The sequence below is a fragment of the Roseococcus sp. SYP-B2431 genome (genome assembly GCF_004336745.1).
Classification (GTDB): Bacteria; Pseudomonadota; Alphaproteobacteria; order Acetobacterales; family Acetobacteraceae; genus Roseococcus.
Window position 1 is genome coordinate 410,991 of record NZ_SJXD01000011.1, and the last position, 24,132, is coordinate 435,122.

Annotated in this window: 20 protein-coding genes and 1 riboswitch; of the genes, 9 read left to right on the plus strand and 11 right to left on the minus strand. The window is 69.0% G+C overall.

Annotated elements, in window-relative coordinates:
- Positions 1 to 33: 33 nt before the first annotated feature.
- From EJV46_RS03270 to EJV46_RS03280, 3 genes are all read right to left on the minus strand, one after another.
- Positions 34 to 984, minus strand: coding sequence for an NAD-dependent epimerase/dehydratase family protein (locus EJV46_RS03270; RefSeq protein ID WP_131547147.1), 951 nt, complete (start codon positions 982 to 984; stop codon positions 34 to 36).
- Positions 981 to 2,672 carry a thiamine pyrophosphate-binding protein gene (locus tag EJV46_RS03275; RefSeq protein ID WP_131547148.1) on the minus strand — a complete coding sequence of 564 codons (1,692 nt, stop codon included), beginning with the start codon at positions 2,670 to 2,672 and terminating at the stop codon, positions 981 to 983. Before EJV46_RS03275 ends, EJV46_RS03270 begins: the two co-directional genes overlap by 4 nt.
- A 63-nt stretch (positions 2,673 to 2,735) precedes the next feature.
- Positions 2,736 to 3,350 carry a hypothetical protein gene (locus EJV46_RS03280; RefSeq protein ID WP_131547149.1) on the minus strand — a complete coding sequence of 205 codons (615 nt, stop codon included), beginning with the start codon at positions 3,348 to 3,350 and terminating at the stop codon, positions 2,736 to 2,738.
- 78 nt (positions 3,351 to 3,428) lie between these two features.
- Here EJV46_RS03280 and EJV46_RS03285 point away from each other — a divergent pair, with 78 nt between their 5' ends.
- Both EJV46_RS03285 and EJV46_RS03290 read left to right on the plus strand, forming a co-directional pair.
- Complete coding sequence (locus EJV46_RS03285; protein WP_165585311.1) at positions 3,429 to 4,550, plus strand: lysylphosphatidylglycerol synthase domain-containing protein; 1,122 nt, start codon at positions 3,429 to 3,431, stop codon at positions 4,548 to 4,550.
- Positions 4,547 to 5,707 carry a radical SAM protein gene (locus EJV46_RS03290; protein ID WP_131547151.1) on the plus strand — a complete coding sequence of 387 codons (1,161 nt, stop codon included), beginning with the start codon at positions 4,547 to 4,549 and terminating at the stop codon, positions 5,705 to 5,707. Before EJV46_RS03285 ends, EJV46_RS03290 begins: the two co-directional genes overlap by 4 nt.
- 144 nt (positions 5,708 to 5,851) lie before the next feature.
- Here the strand turns inward: EJV46_RS03290 and EJV46_RS03295 are convergent, their stop codons facing one another.
- Positions 5,852 to 6,352, minus strand: coding sequence for a hypothetical protein (locus EJV46_RS03295; protein ID WP_131547152.1), 501 nt, complete (start codon positions 6,350 to 6,352; stop codon positions 5,852 to 5,854).
- Positions 6,353 to 6,470: 118 nt separating this feature from the next.
- Complete coding sequence (locus EJV46_RS03300; protein ID WP_131547153.1) at positions 6,471 to 7,247, minus strand: hypothetical protein; 777 nt, start codon at positions 7,245 to 7,247, stop codon at positions 6,471 to 6,473.
- Positions 7,248 to 7,639: 392 nt separating this feature from the next.
- Here EJV46_RS03300 and EJV46_RS03305 point away from each other — a divergent pair, with 392 nt between their 5' ends.
- The 7 genes from EJV46_RS03305 to thiC all read left to right on the plus strand — a co-directional run bounded on the left by EJV46_RS03305 (position 7,640) and on the right by thiC (position 18,123).
- On the plus strand, positions 7,640 to 8,221 hold the full coding sequence (locus EJV46_RS03305; protein ID WP_131547154.1) for a transposase: 582 nt from the start codon (positions 7,640 to 7,642) through the stop codon (positions 8,219 to 8,221).
- A 139-nt stretch (positions 8,222 to 8,360) separates the two neighbouring features.
- Positions 8,361 to 9,794 (plus strand): hopanoid biosynthesis associated radical SAM protein HpnJ, encoded by a 1,434-nt coding sequence (gene hpnJ, locus EJV46_RS03310; RefSeq protein ID WP_206020688.1) that lies wholly within the window; start codon positions 8,361 to 8,363, stop codon positions 9,792 to 9,794.
- A 165-nt stretch (positions 9,795 to 9,959) separates the two neighbouring features.
- Positions 9,960 to 10,919, plus strand: a complete 960-nt coding sequence (locus EJV46_RS03315; RefSeq protein WP_131547155.1) for a tripartite tricarboxylate transporter substrate binding protein — start codon at positions 9,960 to 9,962, stop codon at positions 10,917 to 10,919.
- A gap of 13 nt (positions 10,920 to 10,932) precedes the next feature.
- Positions 10,933 to 11,685: a class II aldolase/adducin family protein gene (locus EJV46_RS22995; protein WP_206020689.1), complete on the plus strand. Its 753-nt coding sequence runs from the start codon at positions 10,933 to 10,935 to the stop codon at positions 11,683 to 11,685.
- 26 nt (positions 11,686 to 11,711) lie between these two features.
- Positions 11,712 to 15,236, plus strand: coding sequence for a bifunctional proline dehydrogenase/L-glutamate gamma-semialdehyde dehydrogenase PutA (gene putA, locus EJV46_RS03325; RefSeq protein WP_240782378.1), 3,525 nt, complete (start codon positions 11,712 to 11,714; stop codon positions 15,234 to 15,236).
- 77 nt (positions 15,237 to 15,313) lie between these two features.
- Positions 15,314 to 16,111 carry a GntR family transcriptional regulator gene (locus tag EJV46_RS03330; protein WP_131547157.1) on the plus strand — a complete coding sequence of 266 codons (798 nt, stop codon included), beginning with the start codon at positions 15,314 to 15,316 and terminating at the stop codon, positions 16,109 to 16,111.
- 40 nt (positions 16,112 to 16,151) lie between these two features.
- A riboswitch (TPP riboswitch) is annotated at positions 16,152 to 16,262 on the plus strand.
- 46 nt (positions 16,263 to 16,308) lie between these two features.
- Positions 16,309 to 18,123 (plus strand): phosphomethylpyrimidine synthase ThiC, encoded by a 1,815-nt coding sequence (gene thiC, locus EJV46_RS03335; protein WP_131547158.1) that lies wholly within the window; start codon positions 16,309 to 16,311, stop codon positions 18,121 to 18,123.
- A 37-nt stretch (positions 18,124 to 18,160) separates the two neighbouring features.
- On the opposite strand, the gene EJV46_RS03340 is transcribed toward thiC, so the two are convergent.
- The 6 genes from EJV46_RS03340 to EJV46_RS03365 form a co-directional block, all read right to left on the minus strand.
- Positions 18,161 to 18,361, minus strand: a complete 201-nt coding sequence (locus EJV46_RS03340; RefSeq protein WP_131547159.1) for a hypothetical protein — start codon at positions 18,359 to 18,361, stop codon at positions 18,161 to 18,163.
- Positions 18,362 to 18,418: 57 nt separating this feature from the next.
- On the minus strand, positions 18,419 to 19,441 hold the full coding sequence (locus EJV46_RS03345; RefSeq protein ID WP_131547160.1) for an amino acid ABC transporter substrate-binding protein: 1,023 nt from the start codon (positions 19,439 to 19,441) through the stop codon (positions 18,419 to 18,421).
- Between the two features lie 165 nt (positions 19,442 to 19,606).
- Positions 19,607 to 20,890: a serine hydrolase gene (locus EJV46_RS03350; protein WP_131547161.1), complete on the minus strand. Its 1,284-nt coding sequence runs from the start codon at positions 20,888 to 20,890 to the stop codon at positions 19,607 to 19,609.
- A gap of 91 nt (positions 20,891 to 20,981) precedes the next feature.
- The gene (locus EJV46_RS03355) at positions 20,982 to 22,214 is read right to left on the minus strand and encodes an ABC transporter substrate-binding protein (RefSeq protein WP_131547162.1); all 1,233 of its coding nucleotides are present in this window, start codon (positions 22,212 to 22,214) and stop codon (positions 20,982 to 20,984) included.
- Positions 22,215 to 22,278: 64 nt separating this feature from the next.
- On the minus strand, positions 22,279 to 23,556 hold the full coding sequence (locus tag EJV46_RS03360; protein WP_131547163.1) for a TRAP transporter large permease: 1,278 nt from the start codon (positions 23,554 to 23,556) through the stop codon (positions 22,279 to 22,281).
- The gene (locus tag EJV46_RS03365) at positions 23,553 to 24,131 is read right to left on the minus strand and encodes a TRAP transporter small permease (RefSeq protein WP_131547164.1); all 579 of its coding nucleotides are present in this window, start codon (positions 24,129 to 24,131) and stop codon (positions 23,553 to 23,555) included. The genes EJV46_RS03360 and EJV46_RS03365 overlap by 4 nt, the downstream gene beginning before the upstream one ends.
- Position 24,132 lies beyond the last annotated feature (1 nt).

Genomic DNA, 24,132 nt, shown 5'->3' on the forward strand with positions numbered 1-24,132 from the left:
ATCCATCCCGGCGCGCGGCCCGGGAAGATGGGGTCAGGCAACGGGGGCGAGGGGGCCCAGGAAGGCTTCCACCACCGCATCCACGCTCTCCACCGCATGGATGCCGTGCCGCCCGGCCGTGGCGGAGCGGAACCGCCGCGGCCAGCCCTCCACCACCGCCTGCAGCGCCGGGTCCGGCGCCCAGCTCACGCGCCCCGTCGCGCCGCGCCTTTGCACCGCCGCGACCATCTCCGCCGGCGTCGCCGTGAGCGCCGGCAGGTTGATCGCGCGGGACGGCGGAAAGGCCTCCGCCGGCATATCGTGCACCAGCCGCAGGGCCTGGGCCACGCGCTGCACGGTGACCAGGGGCAGGGGCGTGTCCGGCCGCAGCGGGATCTCCACGTCGCGGCCCATCAGCGGCTCGCGGAGGATGGCGGCGATGCGGTCCGACACCGCCGGATTCGGCAGGCCCGGCCGCGTCAGCACGATGGGCAGTCGCAGCGCGCGTGCATCCAGCGCGCCCTGCCGCGCATGGTCCGCCAGCAGCAGCTCGGCGATCAGCTTCTGCGTGCCGTAGGAGGTGCGCGGCGTGCGGCGCGTGTCGTCCTCCACCACCTCCGGCAGCTCGCCCCCGAAGGCGGCGATGGAGCTCGCGAAGACGAAGCGCGTCGGCTTCGCCCGCGCGCGGCAGCGGGCCAGCAGCGCCAGCAGCCCCTCGAGGTTCACGGCGAGCCCATGGCCCAGATCGGCCTCGGCCTCGCTGGTCAGCGAGGCCGCCAGGTGGAAGACCGCGTCGAAGCCGTCCCCGGCGAAGAGCGCGTCCAGGAAGCGCGGATCACCGATCGTCCCTACCGCCGGCACGACGCGCGGGCCCGGCGGCGCGGCGGCGAGATCGGCCGCCACGATCTCCGCGATGGGACGGCCGGCGAGCGCGCCGGCGGCCGTCAGCTCGCGCAGCAGGCGCCGCCCGATGAAGCCCGCCGCCCCGGTGACCAGGACCCTCAACGGCGGGCGCGCTCCGCGTGCTTGCCCATGGTGTTGTAGGGCGCATAGGGCGGGAACTCGCCGATCGCCACCATGTCCACCTCCACCAGCGTCGGCCCGTCCACCGCCAGCGCCTTCGCCACGGTGGCGCCGAACTCCTCGGCGCGGCTGACCTTGAAGTGCGGCAGGCCGGCCAGCGCGGCGAGCCGGCCGAGCTCCGGCCCGCGCAGGTCGTCGCCGAAGCGGCGGCCGTCCACCACCGCGTCCTGGATGTGGCGGATCACGCCATAGCCCTTGTCGTTCATCACGATGGTGCAGAGCCGCGCGCGCTCCTGCACGGCGGTCCAGAGCTCGGTCATGTTCATCGCGAAGCCGCCGTCGCCGACCATGGCGACGGTCTTGCGCTGCCCGTCGCCCTCGGCGGCCGCCATGGCCGCGCCGATGCCCAGCGGCAGGCCCGGCCCGATCGCGGCGCCCACGGGATGCACCGCGTCATGCGGCCCATAGACCTCGAAGACCCGGTTGCCCCAGGTGGAGTTGCTGATGGTGATGTCGCGCACCCAGAGCGCGTCGCGCGGCATGGCCGCGCGGATCTGCGCGGGGAAGCCGGCATAGGGGCCGAGGGTCGCCAGATATTCCTCGTTCGCCAGCCGCTTCGTCTCGCGGAAATCGGCGGCGAAGGCGGGATCGACCTGGATCTTCCCCTTGAGGCGCCGGGCCAGCCCCTCCGCCACCAGCTGGGCGTCGCCATGCAGGAAATAGGCATTGGGATAGGTGCGCCCATCCGCCGCCGGATCGACATCCGCCTGGATGAGATTGCCGGGCAGCTTCAGCGAGAAGTCGCCGGTCTCGTGCCCGCGCAGCCGCGAGCCGAGCACCAGCATGGCGTCCACGCCCTCGTAGAAGCCGACGATGCGCGGCGCGCCGTTGCCCTGCAGCCCGCCGAAGGTCATCGGATGGTCCTCCGGCACGATGCCGCGACCGTTCCAGGAGGAGACGGCGCCGAAGCCGAGGTCGAGCAGCGCCATCGCGCCCTCCCGCGCCCCGCGCGCGCCGTTGCCGAGCCAGATCATCGGCCGCTTCGCGCGCGCCAGGATCTCCGCCACCTCGTCCAGCGCGGCCTCGGAGGGGGGCAGGGGCGGGGGCACCGGCAGCACCAGCGAATCCAGCGCGGCCGGCCGCGGGATCGCCACGCGCTGCAGGTCGATCGGGATCTCCACCGAGACCGGCCCGCGCGGCGGCGTCAGCGCCTCCGTCGCGGCGCGCACCAGCACGCCCAGCGCCTCGGAGGCGGCGCGCACGCGATAGGCCGCCTTGCCGGCATTCGCCAGGATCGCCGTCTGCCCCGGCACGTCATGCACCGTGCCCATGTCGCGGTCGACGAACTTCGTCGCCGTCTGCCCGGTGATGTGCAGCACCGGGCTCGCCGCGAACCGCGCCTCCACCAGCCCGCCGATGCTGTTGGCCATGCCCGGCCCCGTGCTGGTGAAGAGCACGCCGAGCCCGTTGGTCACGCGCGCATAGGCATCGGCCATATGCGCCCCGCCCATCTCGCCGCGGCACATCACGTAGCGGATGGCGTTGCGCCGCCCGATCGCGTCCAGCATCGGCACGTTGTGCACCGAGACGATGCCGAAGGCCGTCGTCACGCCGATGCGCGACAGGAACTCGGCGACCATGTCGCCCACGGTGTAGTTGTTCTCGGACATGCGTCCCTCCAATCCCTGGGACGCATCGTGGCTTCGATGCGGAGCGAGCACCACCCCTCGGGGTCAGGTGATGGGCGGCCGCACGCCCACGACGCCGCAGCCCTTGTCGTAGCGCGCGGCATAGCCGGTCTCGGTCAGGTACCATCGCAGGAAGGCCTTCAGCAGCGTGTGGTCGCGCACGGCGAAATGGCCGTTGTTGCCGTCGAAGAGGTGCATGCGGTTGTCCTGCCCGTGGCGCAGCGCGATGGCATGCGCGCCGCCGGACCGCGTGAGCGTGACGGCGTAGCAGCCATAGGCCTGGGTCACGATGGAGTAGATGAAGCTGGCCGTGGGATTGCTGCCGCGATGGGCCCGCAGCCCGTCGGAAAGCGTCAGCTGGAAGGGCGCGATGGAGGCCTTCCAGAAATCCATCCAGCTCGTCGCATTGTCGATCCCCGCGACCGTATGGGAAAGCGTCGCCTGCCAGGGCGGGTTGTCGCAGACCTTGGCGGCGTCCACCGGAAAGCTCTTCCCCGCATAGCAATAGGAGATCCAGATGGAGGCAAGGCCGAGGCAATAGCCCGCGGTCGAGGTGCCCCAGGGCCCCGGCTGCGTCATGGCCGGCGTCTGCGCCTGGTTCATGGCGAAGACGAGCTGGCCCTTGTCCCGCGCCGTGCGCTGCCGGTCGTTCCATTGCATGTGCCGTCTCCCCGGGCCGCATCTGTTCCGATGCCTTGGGCGGGAAGATGAATGCTCACCCGCCGAAACGCAATTCATATGAAGCGGACTTATATAGCTCCGGGCCGCGACCGGACCACGCCGCCCGTGCTACGCTGCCCCCATGATGCGTCGGACGAGGCGGGCCTGAGCGGGCAGGTGCAGGCGACGGCCCGCTGGTGGCGCCGCGGACTGTGGAACGGCGCGATCATGGCCGTCCTGGCCCTCGCCGCCGTGCTGGCCCTGAACCACCAGGAGCTGCCCGGCCTCGGCCGCATCCTCGCCGAGATGCCCGCCGCCGTCGCCCTCTCCGCCGGCATCCACCTCCCGCAGATCGTCATGACCGGCCAGGCCTGGCGCGTCCTGCTCCCGCCCGCCCTGCGCCCCCGCATCCGGACCATGGCCGCGCTGCGCTGGTACCGCGAATCCGCCCACGCGCTTCTCCCCGCCGGCGCCCTCCTCGGCCAGGCCGCCGCCGCGCGGCTCCTGGCCCGGCGCGGCATCCCCGCCGACCTCGCCGGCGCCACCGCCACCGTCGACATCACCCTGGAGACGGTCTCGCAGCTTCTCTTCACCCTGGCCGGCATCGCGCTGCTGCTGGCGCATCACGGCGCCCCCGGCCTGGCCGGCTTCGCCCTGGGCGGCCTCGGCTTCGCCACCCTCGGCGCCGCCGCCCTGATCCTCGTCTCCCGCCGCCTCCCGCTGCGCCTGATCGAGCGCGGCCTCGCCCGGCTCTCCCGCCGCTGGCCCGCCCTCCGCCCGAATGCGGTCCACGAGATCCAGGCCGCCATCCTCACGCTCCACGCCGAATGGCCGCGCCTCCTGGCGGCGATCGCCTGGCACACCATCTCCTGGGTCCTGGGCGCGGTGGAGATCGCGGGCGTCCTGGCCCTGCTCGGCCACCCCATATCGCTGGCCGACGCCGTTGTGATCGAGGCCCTGGCCCAGGCCCTGCGGAACCTCGGCATCCTCCTGCCCGGCGCGCTCGCCGTGCAGGAGGGCGCCATCATCGCCGCCGCCGCCCTGGTCGGCGTTCCGCCCGGCGCTGCCCTCGCCGCGGCCCTGGTCCGCCGGGCGCGCGAAGTGGCCTTCAGCCTGCCCGGCCTCTTCGCTTGGCACCGGGCGGAGGTTGGGGGTATGCGAGGGCATTCGGCTGCTTCGGCGCCTGAGGAGAGTACATGACTGCGACTGTCACCGCGCGTGCCATCCCCCCTGGACCCGCCCCCGCCCGGGCCGTGAACAAGACCGGCTTCCTGGACCTCGTGAAGCTGGTTCCCAGCGGCGGCCCCGCGATCTGCAACGTCTCCGTCACCAACATGTGCAACGCGACCTGCGACTTCTGCAATTTCGCGCACAACAAGGGCTTCGTGACCCATCGCGGCTGGCTCGACGCCGCCCGCTTCGAGGAATCCATGGCCATCATGAAGGAGAAGGCGAATGTCCGCTTCGTCACCTTCATGGGCGGCGAGCCGCTGCTGCACCCCAAGATCATCCAGATGGTCACCCAGGCCACCGAGATGGGCATCCAGCCCACGCTGGTCACCAACGGCTGGAACCTGCCCCAGAAGCTGGAGGCGCTGGCCAAGACCGGCCTCAGCACGCTCTTCATCTCCATCGACAGCGACGACGAGGGGCTGCACGAGAAGAACCGCGGCCTCAAGGGCGTCTGCGACCGCATTCGCAAGAGCACCAGGCGCCTGAAGGAGCTCAACATCACCCCCATCGCCTCGGTGGCGATGACGCGGCTGATCCGCGACTACCGGGCGCTCGGCCATTTCCTGCGGGAGCTGGGCTTCGAGGCCGTGACCTTCTCCTACCCCCGCCGCGCGGCGCTGGGCTCCTCCTCGCTGGTCTATTCCGAGGACAGCGACCTCGTGGACATGTCCAAGGAGGAGCTGATCGCGGCCTTCGACGGCGCGCAGTCGGTCCGCGACATCATCCCCGTCCATAACCCGCGCGAGGGCATCGCCGACATGCGCCGCCGCCTGACGGGCGAGGGGGAGCGCTTCATCTGCCACGCCGGCTATAAGTATTTCTACCTCGACTGGAACTACGACCTCTGGCGCTGCGAGGACTGGAAGGCGCCGATCTCCAAGGTCTGGGATTTTTCGCCGGAGAAGGTGATGCGCGAGATCTGCCAGTCCTGCACGACGGACTGCTACCGCGACGCCAGCATCATGCTGCACTTCTCCGTCTCGCTGGGCGACAGTTTTGCGAGATTGCGCGAGGGGAAGATCGGCGAGGCGCTGAAGAGCCTGGCCGACCGACGGAACCTGGGATCCATCGGGGCCATCATGGGGCATGGGAAGCGGCTCAAGGGATTGGTGAGCGCGAGTTAGGGAGGGGAGCCCGATCGGGGCGGCCATTTTGGGCGGGTAGCGGACATCGCCGACCTGGACCCAGCTCCTAACCTTTTGCTAAGCCGCGCGCTGCGTGGTGCAAAAATCAAGAATTTCGAGACAACATCCAATCGGCATACGCGCTCAATTGGGGCCTTTTTTGACCGCAAATTCTTGGGTGCCAGGGACAGAGAAGCAATTCTGAAAAGTTTCCATGAATTTCTGGGAAGCAGCGTGAAACTCAGCAAAATCGCCATCCGTTCCTGGGCGGAGAATGGCAATGCAGCCCTGCGGCGCACAGCGTGGCGGATCGGCCTCCAGACAAGCAGCAAAACTATCGGGCAAGGCTATGGGGGGGATATTTGTGTCGCGACCTTCCAATACGAAGGCAAGCTGACCCCGTAGATTCCAGTCAAAACCCTGCTGATCGAACAAGGTTTCGACGATTTCTACTTGGCGGCTAGTAGTAAATTTAAGGTTACGCCTTCGCAAAAACCCGCTGAGAAACTTCCTAGAAATTCCAGCCCATCCTCCATCTACCCGGTGCCAAACATTTGATTTTGACCAATGTGAGCCACCCAAAAAGATGACGGATCCAACGTGGCAAAGTCCCGTCGCGATTGCAGCACGGACCTCCGTGGGCACGGTTCCCGTCTCGTCCGAAGGGGCCCAATTCAAGAAGATAGTGACACCGGCCGGCCAACACGACGCCTTCTGCCAAGTGGGATCGGGCGGGCTTATCGTCGTCGCACATTGTGCCACGTTATAAGGCATATACGCCTACACTTGAGCTACATAGCGGCGGCGGGTTCCGGCAAGCGTTGTTTGAGGGGGCAAAGCCGCTTGTTGGTGGACCAAGAAGCTCCTCAACGCTCCGCGTCACTTTCTCGGCGGTTTCACTATCGACTGCCATCGTGACGAGTGTCTTCCCTGCCCAATAGCCTCCGAGGCTTCCAGCGAAGCAACCAACTACACCACCAATGGCTGTCCCACCTCCCGGTTCGATTGCAGTGCCAATTGCAGCACCAGCTGCGCCGAACACTTTGCAGCCAGCCCAGGCTCCGGTCCATCCACCGGTAACAATTGCCAACTGCCGCCATGGCCGGTCAGAAAGCACCACCGAGTATCCATCAGCAACAACGGCGGCTGCGAGAAAAACGCGTCCGCCCCACTTAAAATAACGTGCTCCCTTATATGATCCCTCTCCCATGCGCCCGGCTGGTGTGTGGTTGGATATGCGGAAATCTTGCGCCACCCCCTTCTGATTCCAATGGAAGTCGATAGTTTTAGTTTTGATATTGTAGCCATAATCGAGGCGCAGCATCCGTTTTCCGGCCAGATCCTGAATGAACAGCCGTGATGTGCTGCCGCTCTGGGGTGTCCATCCACGCGGGCTGAACTCGATAGCGAGCCCGTTTGTTCCTGGTACTGGGATACGAACTGCGGAGCCCATGCCTCCAACGCCGATCTGGCCGACAATCTCGCCATCGCTGTCGAGAACGTTGCCGGCAGCATTCCAATCAATGAGTACATCGGCCATTCTGGTAACCCCTTCCAAAATATGGGTCTAAGGCGGACCAATTGCCGAGCGCGTTTCTTATCTTTTGCAATGCTACAACACTGACAGGGAGCTGGCGTGCAATCAAGCACCGCGTCGATCTCCCTCAACCGGCAGGCCAGTTACAAAAAATCAAGATTTATGCACCGCGCCCGGGCCCAGCCACGAAAACTGCTTACGGCACGCAGAAGTCCGATGCGAATGTCGTCTATGGGTCGCGAGTAGACCGTCTGACTTCAAAACCCAATCGCATGGCCGTTATCCGATGAGGTTTCGACGCTGGCTCCAAGTTTCCGCAGGGGGGCTGGGGAGCCCGTGGCTCCCCCGGTTGGTTTTTCTTGCGATTTCTCTGTATATTTTCCTATAATGATTTTATGGCCCCTCTCCGCATCCCCCACGCCCCTCTCTCCGACGCCGAGTGGCAGGCCATCCTCCCCCACCTCCGGCACGACCCCACCCGCGGCCGCCCCAGCGACAGACGCCAGAAGTTGGACGCCATCTTCCGCGTCGCCGCCACCGACGGCCCCTGGAAGGACCTCCCGGAATCCTACGGCAAGCCCGACACCATCTCCCGCTACTTCCGGCGACTCACCCACGCCAAGTTCTGGGAACATCTTCTCCTCGCCCTGGCCGCCTCGCCCAAGGGCCATCCGCTCCGCCGCATCGAGGGCCTGATCTGCCGCGCCTGCCGCCGCGCTATCCGCATCCGCGGCCTGCGCCTGATCGTCCTCATCCGCCGCCTTAACCTGAAGCGCGCTTTGCCGGCCCCGCCCTGGCTATGCCCCGACCCGGATTTGTCCGAAATCCTCTTCGATCTGCAAAAGGCGCGGCTTCCCACCATCAGGGGGTGGCCGAAGGCGCGTGCCATCGGCTGGCTCCGCGCCATGCGGAAGTGCCTTACGGTCGTGGCGGGCCGCCGCTACATCCCCCGCGCCCTGAAGGTCTCCTGGCCATGAGCCCGGCCACCATGCCCGCACCGCGCTTGCTTTCGCTGGTCATTTCCGCCATCCCCTCCATATGGGGCAGGGGAGTCGCCGCACCCCCTCGCCGTGGCGCTGCCAATGCCCTGAAAAGTCTCGAAAGGTCGCTCTCGCGATGATGCGCACGCTCTTCCTCCAGGCCCCCTCCTTCGATGGCTTCGACGGCGGCGCCGGCTCCCGCTACCAGGCCCGTCGCGAGATCAAGAGCTTCTGGTTCCCCACCTGGCTCGCCCAGCCCGCCGCGCTCATCCCCAATTCCAAGCTGGTCGACGCGCCCCCGCACAACCAGTCCCTGGCCGACGTCGCCCCCATGGCGCGCGACTTCGACATGGCGGTGCTGCACACCTCCACCCCCTCCTTCGCCTCCGACATCAAGGTCGCCGAGCGCCTGAAGGCCGAGAACCCGAACCTCAAGATCGGCCTCATCGGCGCCAAGGTCGCCGTGCAGGCGATGGAGAGCCTGCGCGACGCGCCGGTGGTCGACTGGGTGGCCCGCAACGAGTTCGACTTCACGGTGAAGGACGTGGCCGAGGGCCACGCGCTCTCCTCCATCAAGGGCATCTCCTATCGCAACGCCGAGGGCGTGATCGTCCACAACGAGGACCGCCCCATCCTCGAGAACATGGATGATCTTCCGTTCGTCTCCGAGGTCTACAAGCGCGACCTCGACTACAAGAAGTACTTCATCGGCTACCTGAAGCACCCCTATGTGAGCTTCTACACGGGCCGCGGCTGCAAGAGCCGCTGCACCTTCTGCCTCTGGCCGCAGACGGTCGGCGGCCACCGCTACCGCACTCGCTCGGTCGGCCATGTGATCGAGGAGATCAAATACGTCCTGGCGAACTTCCCGGGGCTGAAGGAAATCTTCTTCGACGACGACACCTTCACCGACGACCTGCCGCGCGCCGAGGCCATCGCGAAGGAGCTGGGCAAGCTCGGCGTCACCTGGTCCTGCAACGCCAAGGCCAACGTGCCGCGCGCCTCGCTGGAGGTGATGGCCGCCAACGGGTTGCGCCTGCTGCTGGTGGGCTACGAGACCGGCAACCAGCAGATCCTGCACAACATCAAGAAGGGCATGCTGGTCGAGACGGCCAGGCGCTTCACGAAGGACTGCCACGAACTCGGCATCAAGATCCACGGCACCTTCATCATGGGCCTGCCCGGCGAGACGCAGGAGACCATCCAGGAGACGATCCGCTTCGCGATCGAGACCAACCCGCACACCATCCAGGTGAGCCTGGCGGCGCCCTATCCCGGCACCTTCCTCTACGACCAGGCGGCCAAGGAAGGCTGGCTCGACATCGCCAACACCGACTACGTGGACGCCCATGGCGTGCAGATCGCGCCGCTGGCCTATCCGCACCTGACGCACACGGAAATCTTCGACAACGTCGAGACCTTCTACAAGAAGTTCTACTTCCGCGCCCCGAAGATCGCCTCCATCTGCGGCGAGATGGTGCGCGACCGCCAGATGCTGGTGCGCCGCCTGCGCGAGGGCGTGGAGTTCTTCCGCTTCCTGCGCGAGCGCAACGGCGCAAAGGCCGCGTGACGGCATCCCCGCCCTTCCGGTTTCCGGAGGGGCGGGCGGGCCTGCCCGATATTGTCCGAAAACCAGCTTGCCGCTTTTCCCGGCGCGCCCCAGAATTGTCCTGCGACCCGGACATTTGCCCGGCGCAACCTGGGCGTTCTCACACCCGCGATACGGAAGACCGGCATGATCCGAACCACCCGCCGCAGCCTGATGGCCGCCACCCTCGCCACGCCTGCTCTGGCGCAGGATGTCTGGCCGTCGCGGCCCATCCGCTGCATCGTCCCGCTGCCGCCCGGCGGCGGCACCGACACGGCCGCGCGCATCGCCACGCGGCGCCTGTCGGAGGCGCTCGGCGTCCCCGTGGTGGTCGAGAACCGGCCCGGCGCCGGCGGCATGGTGGGCACCGAGGCCGTGGCCCGCGCCGCGCCCGACGGTTACACGATCGGCATCGCCACATCGAGCAGCCATCCCGTGGCGCCGATCTTCCGGCGCGACCTCCCCTACGACCCCGTGGCCTCCTTCACGCCGATCACCCTGATCGGCAACACGCCCTATGTGCTGATCGGCGGGCCAGCCGCCCAGGCCGCGGATTTTCCCGCGCTGATCGCGCGCATCAAGGCCAATCCGGGCCAGGTGATCTACGCTTCCGTCGGCGTCACCACGCTCGGCTATCTGCTGACGCGGCAGTTCGAGATGCTGGCCGGGATCGAGATGCGGCATGTGCCCTATCGCGGTTCCTCGCAGGTCTATCCGGACCTGCTGAACGGCACGGTCGCCGTGATGCTCGACAACCCGCCGGCCTCCGCCGCCATGGTCCGCGACGGGAAGTTCACCGCCTATGCCATCAGCCGGCCGTCGGCGATGCTGCCGCAGGTGCCGCTCTTCTCGAGCTTCGGCATTCAGGGCTTCGACGCCGCCTTCTGGTACGGGCTGATGGGCCCGGCCGGGATGCCCCCGGCGGTCGCGGCGCGCATGCAGCAGGCGCTGGCCGCGGCCTTCCTCTCCGGACCCGGCAAGGCGGAGCTGGAGGCCGTGGACATCATCCCCGCCATGCCCACGCCGGCGGAATTCGCCGGGATCGTCGCCAGCGATGCGCGGAAGTGGCGCGCGCTGGCCGATCGGCTCAACATCCAGCCCGAATAGGAGGAGCGAAACCATGGACGGCATCCAGGCCCCGCTTTACCGCGTCAACGAGCTGACGCCCGACCCGAACGTGACCTTCGACCCCAAGGTCACCGCGTCCTACGTGAAATACGCGCATTGGCTGGCCGCGCGCGGGCTGGTGAATTCCAGCGTGGGCGGCATGGTCGTGCGCGTGCCGCATCCGGATTATCCGGACGGCATCTGCTACGCGAAGCCGCAGGGCGTGAGCCTGGAGGAGGTGGAGGCCGAGGATCTGGTCATCACCGACATCCCCCATGGCCGCCTGCTCGCGGGCGAGAAGGCCACGACCGTCGGCCACCAGATGAACCGCGAGATGCTGCGGCTGCGGCCGGACGTCAACGCGGTGATCCATCTGCATCACGACGAGACCATCGCCTTCCTCGCGGCCGGCTACGAGGAGATCAAGAGCTACAGCCTGACCTACGGCTTCCTGATGCAGAAGCCGGCCTTCTACCTGCCGGCCAGCATCAACGTCGAGGAGGATGTGGCGCCGATCAAGACCTTCATCCAGGACACCAACTGCATCATCATGCGCCGCCACGGCTTCACCGTGCTCGGCCGCACGCTGTCCGAAGCCTATCACCGCACCTGCGTGCTGGTCTCCGAGGTGAAGCGCAACATCATCGTGGAGACGCTGACCTCGCGGAACGGCAAGACGCCCGAGGTCATCACCGACGAGGAGCTCGCCGGCATGTGGACCAAGGGCGATTCCGTGATGTACCCGCAGGCCGTGAAGCGGGGATAGCGGAGGCGGCGCTGCGCGACCTGGATTTGACGGCCACGCGCGGCGCCATCGCCGAGGGCGACCGGGCCCCCGAGCCCGTCTGCGTGCCGCCCCTGATCGAGGCGGCGCGGCTTCCCGGGCATCTGGACGCCCCGGTGCGCGAGCTGACCCTGCGGCTCGTGCGCCAGCTCCGCGCCGAGCGGTCGCGGGCCTCGGGCGTCGATGCGCTGATGCAGGAATTCTCGCTCTCCAGCCAGGAGGGCGCGGCGCTCATGTGCCTCGCCGAGGCGCTGCTGCGCATCCCCGACGCCGACAACCGGGACCGCCTGATCCGCGACAAGCTGGGCGGCGCCGACTGGCGCGCGCATCTGGGCGCGAGCCCCTCGCTCTTCGTCAATGCGGCGAGCTGGGGCCTGCTCATCACCGGCAGGCTGGTGACGACGAGCAGCGAGCGCGGGCTGAGCGCCACCATCACGCGCCTCATCGCCCATGGCGGCGAGCCGCTGATCCGCGCCGGCTTCGACCTCGCGATGCGGCTGCTCGGCCGGCAATTCGTGCTGGGGCAGGATATCGCCGAGGCGCTGAGGCAGGCGCGCGCCATGGAGGCGAAGGGCTTCAGCTACTCCTTCGACATGCTGGGCGAGGCGGCGATGACCGCGGCCGACGCGGACCGCTACACGGAGCAGTACCGCGCGGCGATCGAGGCGATCGGCGCCGCGCATGCGGGGCGCGGCGTGCATGCGGGCGCGGGGATCTCCGTGAAGATCTCGGCCCTGCATCCGCGCTACTCCTACGCGCAGCCCGGCCGGCTGATGGAGGAGATCCTCCCCCGGCTGCTCGGCCTCGCGCGGCAGGCAACGCGGCACGGCATCGGCTTCAACATCGATGCCGAGGAGGCCGACCGGCTGGAGCCCTCGCTCGACCTGCTGGAGGCCCTGGCGGCCGATCCCGGCCTGGGCGACTGGCAGGGGCTGGGCTTCGTGATCCAGGCCTATCAGAAGCGCGCGCCGGCGGTGATCCGCCACGTCGTCGCGCTCGCCCGCAGGCACGGGCGGCGCATCATGATCCGGCTGGTGAAGGGCGCCTATTGGGACAGCGAGATCAAGCGCGCGCAGGTCGATGGCTTCGCGGGCTATCCCGTCTTCACGCGCAAGCCCTACACCGATGTCTCCTACCTGGCCTGCGCGAAGATCCTGCTCGATGAGCGGGAGCACGTCTTCCCGCAATTCGCCACCCACAACGCGCAGACCCTGAGCGCCGTGTACCACCTCGCCGGCGAGAAGTTCCGAGAGGGCGACTGGGAGTTCCAGTGCCTGCACGGGATGGGGGAGGGGCTCTATTCGCAGGTGGTGGGCCCCGCGAACCTCGACCGCCCCTGCCGCATCTACGCGCCCGTCGGCAGCCACGAGACGCTGCTCGCCTATCTCGTGCGGCGGCTGCTGGAGAACGGCGCGAACACCTCCTTCGTGCATCGCCTCGTAGACGACGACCTGCCCATCGAGGCGCTGGCCGAGGATCCGGTGCGGGAGGCCGCGCGGCTGCACGGCGCGCCGCATCCGCGGGTCGCGTTGCCGGCCGAGATGCTGGGCCCCGAGCGGCGGAACTCCGCCGGCTACGACCTCTCCTCGCCGCCGGCGCTGGCCGCCATGCAGGCGGCCATCGCGGCGAGTTGCACGCGGCTCTTCACGGCCGGCGACCCGGCCTGGCCGGCCCGGCCCGTGCCCAATCCGGCGGATCATCGCGAGCGGGTGGGCGAGGTCCACGAGGCGCCGCCCGCCGCCGTCCCGGAGGCGCTGGCGCGCGCGGAGGCGGCCGCGCCCGGCTGGGCGGCCTGTCCCGCCGCGGCCCGCGCCGCGATGCTGGAGCGCGCGGCCGAGCTCTTCGAGGCCCATCGCGACACGCTCGTCCCGCTCGCCATCCGGGAGGCGGGCAAGACCATGGCCAATGCCATGGGCGAGCTGCGCGAGGCGGTGGACTTCCTGCGCTACTACGCCGCCCGCGTGCGCGAGCTGGATGGCGTTCCGCTCGGCCCGGTCGTCTGCATCAGCCCCTGGAACTTCCCGCTCGCCATCTTCGCCGGCCAGGTCTCGGCGGCGCTGGCGGCGGGCAACACGGTCGTCGCCAAGCCCGCCGAGCAGACGCCGCTCACCGCCGCCGAGGCCGTGCGGCTGCTGCACGAGGCCGGCATTCCGGGCGACGTGCTGCAGCTCCTGCCGGGCGACGGCGCCACGATCGGCGGCGGGCTGGTCGCCGATCCGCGCTGCCGGGGCGTGGTCTTCACCGGCTCCACCGAGGTCGCGCGCCTTCTCCAGCGCGCGCTCTCGTCACGCGGCGACGTCCCGCTCATCGCCGAGACCGGCGGCCAGAACGCCATGATCGTGGACAGCTCCGCGCTGCCCGAGCAGGTCGTGGCGGACGTGCTCGCCTCGGCCTTCGACTCCGCGGGCCAGCGCTGCTCGGCGCTGCGGGTGCTCTGCCTGCAGAGCGAGATCGCGCCGCGCGTGCTCAAGATGTTGGAGGGCGCCATGGCGGAGCTGACGCTCGGGGATCCCTCGCGCATCGAGACGGATGTCGGCCCGGTGATCGATGCCGAGGCCGAGGCCGGGCTGCGCGACTACCTCGCGCGCCGCCCCGCGCGCTTCGCGCTGCCGCTGCGCGGCCATACGGTGCATGGCAGCTTCGTCCCGCCGAGCCTCATCGAGATCGGCTCCATCGGCGAGCTGGAACGCGAGGTCTTCGGTCCCGTGCTGCATGTGCTGCGCTTCGAGCGGGACAGGCTCGGCGAACTCGTCGAGGCGCTGAACGCGACGGGCTACGGCCTGACCCTCGGCGTGCATTCGCGCATCGACGAGACCATCGATTTCGTCACCGCGCGCGCGCGTGTCGGCAACGCCTATGTGAACCGCAACATCATCGGCGCCGTGGTCGGCGTGCAGCCCTTCGGCGGCGAGGGGCTTTCGGGCACCGGGCCCAAGGCGGGCGGCCCGCTCTACCTGCGCCGGCTGATGCGGGAGGGGCCGATGCCCCGCCTGGACGGCGCGCGGGACGAGAGGCTGCTGGCGGATTTCGACCGGCTCGCGGTTCTGCCCGCGGCGGCGCCGCTGGCCGGCCTGCTGGCGGAGTTCCGCGCGGCGACGCCGCTGCCGGTCACGCTGGCGCTGCCCGGCCCCGTGGGCGAGACCAACACGCTGCGCTTCGCGGGGCGCGGCGTCGTGCTGGTCCTGGCGGGGGAAATGTCTGGTCTGATCACGGGGCTCGCGGCGGCGTTGGCCACCGGCAACGTCGCCATCGCCCCGCGCGGCCCGGAGGCGGATCGCCTGAACGCCCTGCTTCCCGCTGGAATCCGAATGGGAATCATCGAGGACTGGCGGGCCGCCGATTGCGCCGCGGTGCTCGCCTTCGCGCCTTTCGACGCAGCGGAAGCCCGGAAAACCTTCGCTTTCCGCGAGGGGCCGCTCGTCCCGGTGATCGATCGGATCGAGCCCGCCGCGCTCTTGCGGCTGGTCGCCGAGCGCACGCTTTCGGTGAACGAAGCGGCCGCCGGCGGCAATGCCGAGCTCATGACGATCTGATCTCCAGACCTTCCGTTTTGCCGTCGATTTGTCCGGTCGCGCCGTGCCATGAGCATAAGGAATTCGGAGGACTCGGAATGGACGGCGGTCGGCACATGGTGGAGAGCTACGGTCCGGTGGCCCTGTCGAAATTCGGCCGCCTTCCGGCGGGCCGCTCGCCGCTGTACCAGGCATTGGCCGACCAGGTGCAGAAGGTGGTCACCAAGCTCCGCCTGCCGCCGGGGGCGCAGCTTCCCACCGAGGATCAGCTCGCGCGCCACTTCGGGGTCAGCATGATCACCGTGCGCGGCGCGCTGCGCGAGCTGCAGCAGCGCGGCCTGATCGAGCGCCGGCAGGGCCGGGGCACCTTCGTGGGCGCGCCCCGGGCGCCGACGCCGGAATGGGGCGTGGGCAGCATCGACGAGATCCAGGCGGCAAACCGTCGCGCCGAGGTGCGGCTGCTGCGCAACCAGCGCGACCCGATTCCCGACTGGGCGGCCGAGCCGCTCGGCCTGGAGCGCGGCGAGCCTGGCCAGCATCTGCGCGTCATGCGCCTGCGCGACGGCACGCCCTTCATGATGACCGACGCCTTCTACCCCGAGGCGATCGGCGAGGTGCTGGCCAGGCAGCCGCTCGACAGCCTGCTCCGGCGCAACCCGCTGCTGGTCGAGGTGGCGGAGCTGCTGACAGGCGAGCGCATGACGGGCATCCAGCAGAGCATGACGGCGATCCGCGCCACGGCCGAGGTCGCGCGCATCCTGGACGTGAAGGCCGGCGATCCGCTGCTGGCGATCACCCGCGTGAACCGCACCGCCTCGGGCCGCGTGCTGCAGGTCGCGCGCTCGACCTACCGCACCGATGTCGCGACCTACACGATGGAGATGCAGCGGAGCTGAAGCCGCGAATTGACTCCACCCCGCGACCCGGCGCAGGCTTGCCACATCCAAGGGGAGCCCTTTCCGCAGGGCTGAGATTCCGCGAGCGACGCGGTCACCCTTCGAACCTGATCCGGGTCATGCCGGCGAAGGGATGGGCAACTCGGCGTCGCAGCCACCACTCCCTTCGTATGTTCTTTCGCGAGGGGAGTCCGAGAATGCCAGATCACCTGCCGCCGCAAGGCCCCAACGTCACCACCGGCCCGCTGCCTGCCTCGCGCAAGCTGCATGTCGGCGGCCAGCTCCATCCGCAGATCCGCGTCGCCATGCGCGAGATCGAGGTCTCCGGCGGCGAGCCGCCGCTGCGCGTCTACGACACCTCCGGCCCCTATACCGACGCCCGGGTCGTGACCGACATCGGCCGCGGGCTGGCGCCGCACCGCCATGACTGGATCGTGGCCCGCGGCGATGTCGAGCACATCGCCGGACGCGCGCAGAAGCCGGAGGATGACGGGCTGAAGGCCGGGGAGGAGCGCCGCGTGCCGCTCTTCGACCGGCAGGGCCGCCTGCCGCTGCGCGCGAAGGCCGGCAAGGCCGTGACGCAGCTCGCCTATGCCCGCGCGGGCATCGTCACGCCGGAGATGGAATACATCGCCATCCGCGAGAATATGGGCCGCGCGGCGGCGCTGGGCATGAAGCGCGGCGGCGAGAGCTTCGGGGCCGCCATCCCCGATCACGTCACGCCGGAATTCGTGCGCGACGAGGTGGCCCGCGGCCGCGCGATCATCCCGGCCAACATCAACCACCCCGAGAGCGAGCCGATGATCATCGGCCGCAACTTCCTGGTGAAGATCAACGCCAATATCGGCAACAGCGCGGTGTCGTCGAGCGTGGCCGAGGAGGTGGACAAGCTGGTCTGGGCCATCCGCTGGGGCGCGGACAATGTGATGGACCTCAGCACGGGCCGGAACATCCACACCACGCGCGAATGGATCCTGCGCAATTCGCCCGTGCCGATCGGCACCGTGCCGATTTACCAGGCGCTGGAGAAGGTCGGCGGCAAGGCCGAGGAGCTGACCTGGGAGATCTTCCGCGACACGCTCATCGAGCAGGCGGAGCAGGGGGTGGACTACTTCACCATCCACGCCGGCGTGCGCCTGGCCTATGTGCCGCTGACGGCCGAGCGCGTGACGGGCATCGTCTCGCGCGGCGGCTCCATCATGGCGAAGTGGTGCCTCGCGCATCACAAGGAGAGCTTCCTCTACGAGAAGTTTCCCGAAATCTGCGAGATCATGCGGGCCTATGACGTGTCCTTCTCGCTCGGCGACGGGCTGCGGCCGGGCAGCATCGCCGACGCCAACGACCGCGCGCAATTCGCCGAGCTGGAGACGCTGGGCGAGCTGACCAAGGTGGCCTGGGCGCGGGACGTGCAGGTCATGATCGAGGGGCCCGGCCACGTGCCGATGCACAAGATCAAGATCAACATGGAGAAGCAGTTGGATGCGTGCGGCGAGGCGCCCTTCTACACGCTAGGGCCGCTGACGACGGACATCGCGCCGGGCTACGACCACATCACGAGCGGCATCGGCGCGGCGATGATCGGCTGGTTCGGCTGCGCCATGCTCTGCTACGTGACGCCCAAGGAGCACCTCGGCCTGCCCGATCGCGACGACGTGAAGACGGGCGTGATCACCTACAAGATCGCGGCCCATGCGGCGGATCTGGCAAAGGGCCATCCGGCGGCGCAGCTGCGCGACGACGCGCTCTCGCGGGCGCGCTTCGAGTTCCGCTGGCGGGATCAGTTCAATCTCGGCCTGGACCCCGAGACGGCGGAAAAGTTCCACGACCAGACCCTGCCGGCCGAGGGCGCCAAGCTCGCGCATTTCTGCTCGATGTGCGGCCCGAAATTCTGCTCGATGAAGATCACGCAGGAGATCCGCGACGCCGCCCAGAAGGGCATGGACGAGATGAGCGAGACGTTCCGCGGCAATGGCGGCGCCATCTACCTGCCGCCGGTGGCGGCGGGGGATTGATACGAAAAGGGGAGGGCCGGGGCCCTCCCCTCATGGGCTAAGTCGAAGCCGCAGCCTCGCGCCTGTCCTTCGCGCGCTTCAGGGCGCAAACGCCCGCAACGCCGACCGCGCCGGTGACGGCAACGCCCGTCACGGCCACCGCCGCCGCCGTGCCGCCCGCGACCGCCCCGGCGGCGAAGGCGCCGCCCAGGGCCATCTTCGCGAGCCGTTTCCTCGCGCGGAGCATTTTCAGGATCATGGTCTGTCTCCTTCAGGCTTCAGATCTGGTCCCGCGCCTGCTCCGCGCAAGCCATCCTCACCGGAAGGGGATCGCGTATTGCAGCCCGCCCTGGCTCCAGAGGCCGTTCAGCCCGCGGGCGAGCTTCAGCGGGCTGCCCTGGCCGAGGTTGCGCTCGAAGAGCTCGCCGTAATTGCCCACCGCGCGGATCATGTTCAGCGCCCAGGCATTGTCGAGCCCGATGCGCGAGCCGAACTCGCCCGTGCGGCCGAGCAGGCGCTGCACCGTCGCATCCGTGCTGCCGGCCGCCTGCTGCTGGGCATTGGCCTGCGTCACGCCCGTCTCCTCGGCCTCGACCAGCGCGTAGTGGACGGAGGTGACGATGTTCGCCCACTGGTCGTCGCCGTTGCGGACGAAGGGCCCGAGCGGCTCCTTGCTGATCGTCTCGGAGAGCACCATGAACTGCGCCGGGTTGGGCGCGACCGAGATGGCGCCGGCCAGCGCCGAGGCGTCCTGCGTCATCGCGTCGCAGCGGCCGGCGAAGAAGGCCGAGTACATCGTGTCCACCCGCTCGAAGACCACCGGCTGGAAGCGGATGTTCCGGGCGCGGGCGATGTCGGCCAGGTTCAGCTCATGCGTCGTGCCCTGGGCCACGCAGATGGTCGCGCCGTTCAGATCCTGCACGCGCGCCACGCCGGCGTCGCGGCGGGTGGCGAAGCCCTGGCCGTCATAGAAGTTCACCGGCAGCTGGCGCAGGCCGATGGAATTCCCGCGCAGGAAGGTCTGCGTCGAATTGCGGAACAGCACGTCGATCTCGCCGGCCTGCAGCGCGGTGAAGCGGTTCTGCGCGGTCAGGGCCACGAAGCGCACCTTGCTCGCGTCGCCGAGCACGGCGGCGGCCACGGCGCGGCAATAGTCGGCATCGAAGCCGCGCGTCTCGCCGCGGCTGTCGGCCGTGGAGAAGCCGGCGAAGCCCTGGCTCACGCCGCAGATGAGCTGGCCGCGCTGGCGGACGTTGTCGAGGGTCGCGGCGGAGGCGGCGCCGATGCCGGCCCAAGCCGTCGCGACGGTCGCCGCTGCGAGCAGCAGTCTCTTGATCATGGGAAATCCCCTTCTTCTGGATGGGTCGGAGTCGCTCGCCGCGTCCGGGGCGTCGCGCAGGACGCGGTGCTGGCGGCGATCCCGTCCGCTGCGGGATGCAGGGCGGCGCCAATAGCACATGGCCCTCCGGCTGCCCATCGGTGCCGCCCCGTCGCCGCGAGCGACCTAGCCCCGCAGGCTCTCCACCATCGCCCCATAGGTCAGGTTCTTGAAGACCATCCGCGTGTGGCCGCGGTTGCTCGGCCCCTGCGCCATGAAGACGCCCACCAGCTTCTCGGCCCGGTCGATCGTGAAGCTGGTGCCCCAGGCGCCGGCCCACATGGCGTCGCCCATGCTGCCGGTCGCGGCCCCGAGCCCGTCCTGCCGGCGTACCGCGAAGCCCAGGCCGAAGCCGTAGCCCGGCCCCGTGCTCGCCGCCGGCGTGCCGCCCATCGTGCCCATGTGGTCGGAGAGCATGTAGTTCACCGTGGGCGGGGAGAGATACCGCCGGCCCTCCAGCGTGCCGCCATTGGCCACCATCTGGGCGAAGCGGAAGTAGTCGCCGCTGGTGCCGACGAGGCCCGCCCCGCCCTTGAGGTAGCTCCGGCCGGCCTGGTCCTCCTCGATACGATAGGTCCGCCACATGGGCGCGCTCTGCGTGTCGGAGGCGATGCTTTCGGCGATGCGCGAGCGGCGGGCGGGCTCCACCCACCAGGTGGTGTCGCGCATGCCCAGCGGCTCGGTCAGGCGCTCGGCGATGAGGCGGTCGAGCCGCTGGCCGCTCACGCGCTCCAGCAGCAGGCCCAGCACATCGGTGCTGATCGAGTAGAAGAACTGCGCGCCCGGCTGGAAGGCCAGCGGGATGGTGCCGAGATGGCGCAGCATCTCGTCGCCCGTTACCTGGCGGTCGCGGGCCTCGATCTGGTGCTGCTCGTACATGGCGTTGATGCGGCGCGAGGGCGAGGCGTCGTTGGCGTAGATGAAGCCGGAGGAATGCCGCAGCAGGTCCTGCACGGTGATGGGGCGTTGCAGCGGCACGTCCTCGAAGCGGTCGCCGTTGCGGACCTCGACCTTGAGGTTGGCGAGCTCGGGCAGCCATTGGCGGATCGGGTCGGTGATCTTGAGGCGGCCTTCCTCCATCAGCATCATGGCGGCGACGGAGGTGAGCGGCTTGGTCATGGAGGCGAGCAGGAAGATTGCTTCCCGCGTCATCGGCACCCGGCGCGCATTGTCCTGGTGGCCATAGGCCTCGTGATGGACGATCTGCCCGTTGCGGGCGATGAGGGCGACGGCGCCGTTGAAGCTGCCGCGCTCCACCTCGCGCTCCATGGCGGGCTGGAAGCGGCCGAGCCGCGCGCGCGAGAAGCCCTGCACGAGGTCCTCGCGGCGCTCCATCTCCTGCGCCCTTGGGATGGCGGGCGCGAGAAGCGCGCCGCCGGAGAGAAGCGCCAGGTTTCGGCGTTCGATCATGATGTCCTCCCGGTTCGGAGGCCGGCTGCATGGGCCGGCCCCTCGATGGGAAGCCTAGCGCCTTTTTGTCATGCCACGGAATGGGCACGCATCAGGTGCGGATCAGCGGGCATCCGCCTTCGTTGAGCGGCCGGAACGCCTCCTCCATGCCCACGGTCGAGACCAGCTTGTAATAGTCCCATTCGCGGCGGCTCTCGGCGGGGCTCTTCACCTCGAAGAGATAGGCGGGGTGGATCTTGCGGCCGTCCTCGCGCACGCGGCCGGGACCGAAGGCGTCGTCGTCGGTGGGCATGCGCTTCATCACGTTGATGACCTCAATGCCCGAGGCCTTGGCGCGCGCCACGCCCACCTCGGCGACGGCCTTGAGGTAGTGGATGGCGCAGGAATAGGTGCCGGCATGCTCCTGGCCCGGCATGTTGGTCGGCGTGCGGCGAAGGATGCGGCTCGCGAGGCCGCGCGTGCGGTCGTTGAGGTCGTGGTAGAAGACCTCCGAGAGCAGCATGCCCTGCGCGGCCTCCAGGCCGATCGACTTGATGTCCTGCACGAACATGATCATGCCGGCGAGCTTCTGGCCGCGCCGCGTCAGGCCGAATTCATGCGCCTGCTTCACGCAGTTCTGCGTGTCGGCGGCCGCCATGGCGAGGCCGATCACCTTCGCGCGGCTCGCCTGCGCCTGGACGAGGAAGGAGGAGAAATCGGTCGTGCCGGGGAAGGGGTATCTCGCGGCGCCGAGCATACGCCCGCCCGCGCGGGTGACGAACTGCCCGGTGTCGCGCTCCAGCTGGTGGCCGAAGGCGTAGTCGGCCGTGATGAAGTACCAGCTGTCGCCGCCCGCGCGCACGGCGGCGCCGCCCACCACATTGGCGAAGACCCAGGTGTCGTAGGTCCACTGGATGGTGTGGGTGGAGCATTGCGCCCCGGTGAGGGCGGAGCTGGCGGCGCCGGAGGCGAGCTGGATCTTGTCCTTCTCGCGCACCAGGTTGGCGACGGCGAGCGCGACCGCGCTGTTGTTCACCTCGCAGATCATGTCCACGCCCTGGGTGTCGATCCAGCGGCGGGCCAGGGCCAGCGCGGCATCGGGACGGTTGAGGTGGTCGCCCTGGACGACCTCGACGTTGATGCCGCGCTGCGCGAGGCCGAGATCCTCGATGGCCTGCTGCACGGCAGCGAAGGAGGTGGGGCCGGAGGTGTCGCGATAGGGGCCCGAGAAATCCGCCAGCACGCCGATCCGGATGGTGTTGTCGCGCGGCTGGGCGTGGCTCCTGGCGGCGAGGGTGCTGGCGGCGGCCGCGCCGAGTGCGCCGCGGCGGGTGATCTGATGCATCTCGGTTTCGTCCCTGTATCCCTCGGGGATGCTGCGCGGGGACCGCATCCCCGCGCAAGTCCCATCAGCGGAAGACCAGATGGGGCAGGAAAAGCACGATCGCGGGCACGTAGGCGATGATCATCAGGCAGGCGAAGATGACGCCGATGAAGATCGGCAGGTAGCGCATCATGCGGTCGATGCTGGTGCCCGCCACCTGCGCCGCGGCGAAGAGGTTCACGCCGAAGGGCGGCGTGATCATGCCCAGGGCGAGGTTCACCACCATCACCGTGCCGAAATGCACCTGGTCGATTCCCAGCCTTTGCGCGGCCTCGGACAGGATCGGCGCGAGCACGATGATGGAGGCCGAAGTCTCCACGAACATGCCGACGACGAAGAGAAACAGGTTCACGCCCAGCATGTACCAGCCCGGCCCGTCGAAATTCGTCACCAGCCATTCGGCGGCGGCATCGGGCACGCCCTGGCGGTTCAGCAGCCAGGAGAAGAGCCCCGCGCAGGCGATGATGAACATGATGACCGAGGAGGAGATCACCGACTTGCGGAAGATCGGGTAGAGGTCACGCACGCCGATCTCGCGATGCAGGAACATCCCCACCAGGATCGCATAGACCACGGCGACGACGCTCGCCTCGGTCGGCGTGGTGATGCCGCCATAGATGCCGCCGAGCACGACCACCGGCATGAACAGCGCCCATCCGGCCTGGCGCAGCGAGACGAGGAAGGGCAGGCGGCCCAGCCCGTCCTGCTTGCCCCAGCCCTTGAGGCGGCACCAGATCAGCACGGTCGCGATCAGCGCAGCGCCGATCAGGATGCCGGGGCCCACGCCCGCGATGAAGAGCTCCGGGATCGAGGTCTGGGTGGTGACGCCGTAGAGGATCATCGGGATGGAGGGCGGGATGATGACGCCGAGCTCGGCCGCCGTGGCCTGCAGCGCGGCGGCGAAGGCCACCGGATAGCCGTGCTTCACCAGGGCCGGGATCATCACCGCGCCGACCGCGAAGGTGGTGGCGACGGAGCTGCCGCTGATGGCGGCGAAGATCATGCAGGTGACGATGCAGGTGGCCGGCAGCCCGCCCTGCACCCCGCCCACGAGGGATTTCGCGAATTCGACGAGGCGGCGCGAGATGCCGCCCACATCCATCAGATTGCCGGCGAGGATGAAGAAGGGGATGGCCGCCAGCGGGAAGCGGTCCAGCGAGACGAAGAGCTGCTGCGCCGCCACGATCAGCGGGAAGCTGGTGAAGCCCGCCACGCCGATCACGGCCGCGATGCCGATCGCGACGGCGACCGGGACGCTGATGGCGAAGAGCACCAGCATCGCGGTGAGCATGGCGGAGGTCATACGGCCATTTCCAGCTCATCGGCCCGGCGGTCGAGGAAATGCCCGATGGCGCCGAGCATGGCGAAGGCCGCGCCGATGGGCAGGGCCGCATAGCCCCAGCTCATCGAGACCTCGAGGCCGGCCATCTCCTGGAACTGCACCCGCCCGGCCATGATCCAGCCGAACCAGAGCAGCACGCCCATCAGCGAGAGATTGCAGGCCAGCGCCGCCGCTTCCAGCGCGCGGCGCAGCGTGCCCCGCGAGTAGCGGTGCGCCACGTCGATGGAGACCAGCGCGCCGGTCCGCAGCGCGGCGGCGAGGCCCAGGAAGGCCATCCAGATCAGCGCCGTGCGCACCAGCGCCTCGGACCAGATGGAGGGCGTCTCCGTCGCGAAGCGCGCGACGACCTGCCAGAAGCCGGCGAAGACCGCGACGGCGAGCGCCGCGCAGGCGAGCGCGGTGGCCAGGCCGGTGGCGATCCGGTCGGCCGCCAGCACCCCGCGGCGGAAGGCGCCGTCCCGCCCGGAGGCCCAGAGGGCCAGCATCACCACGGCCGCCGTGGCCGCCGCCACGATCTGCAGCGGCAGCAGGTTCATC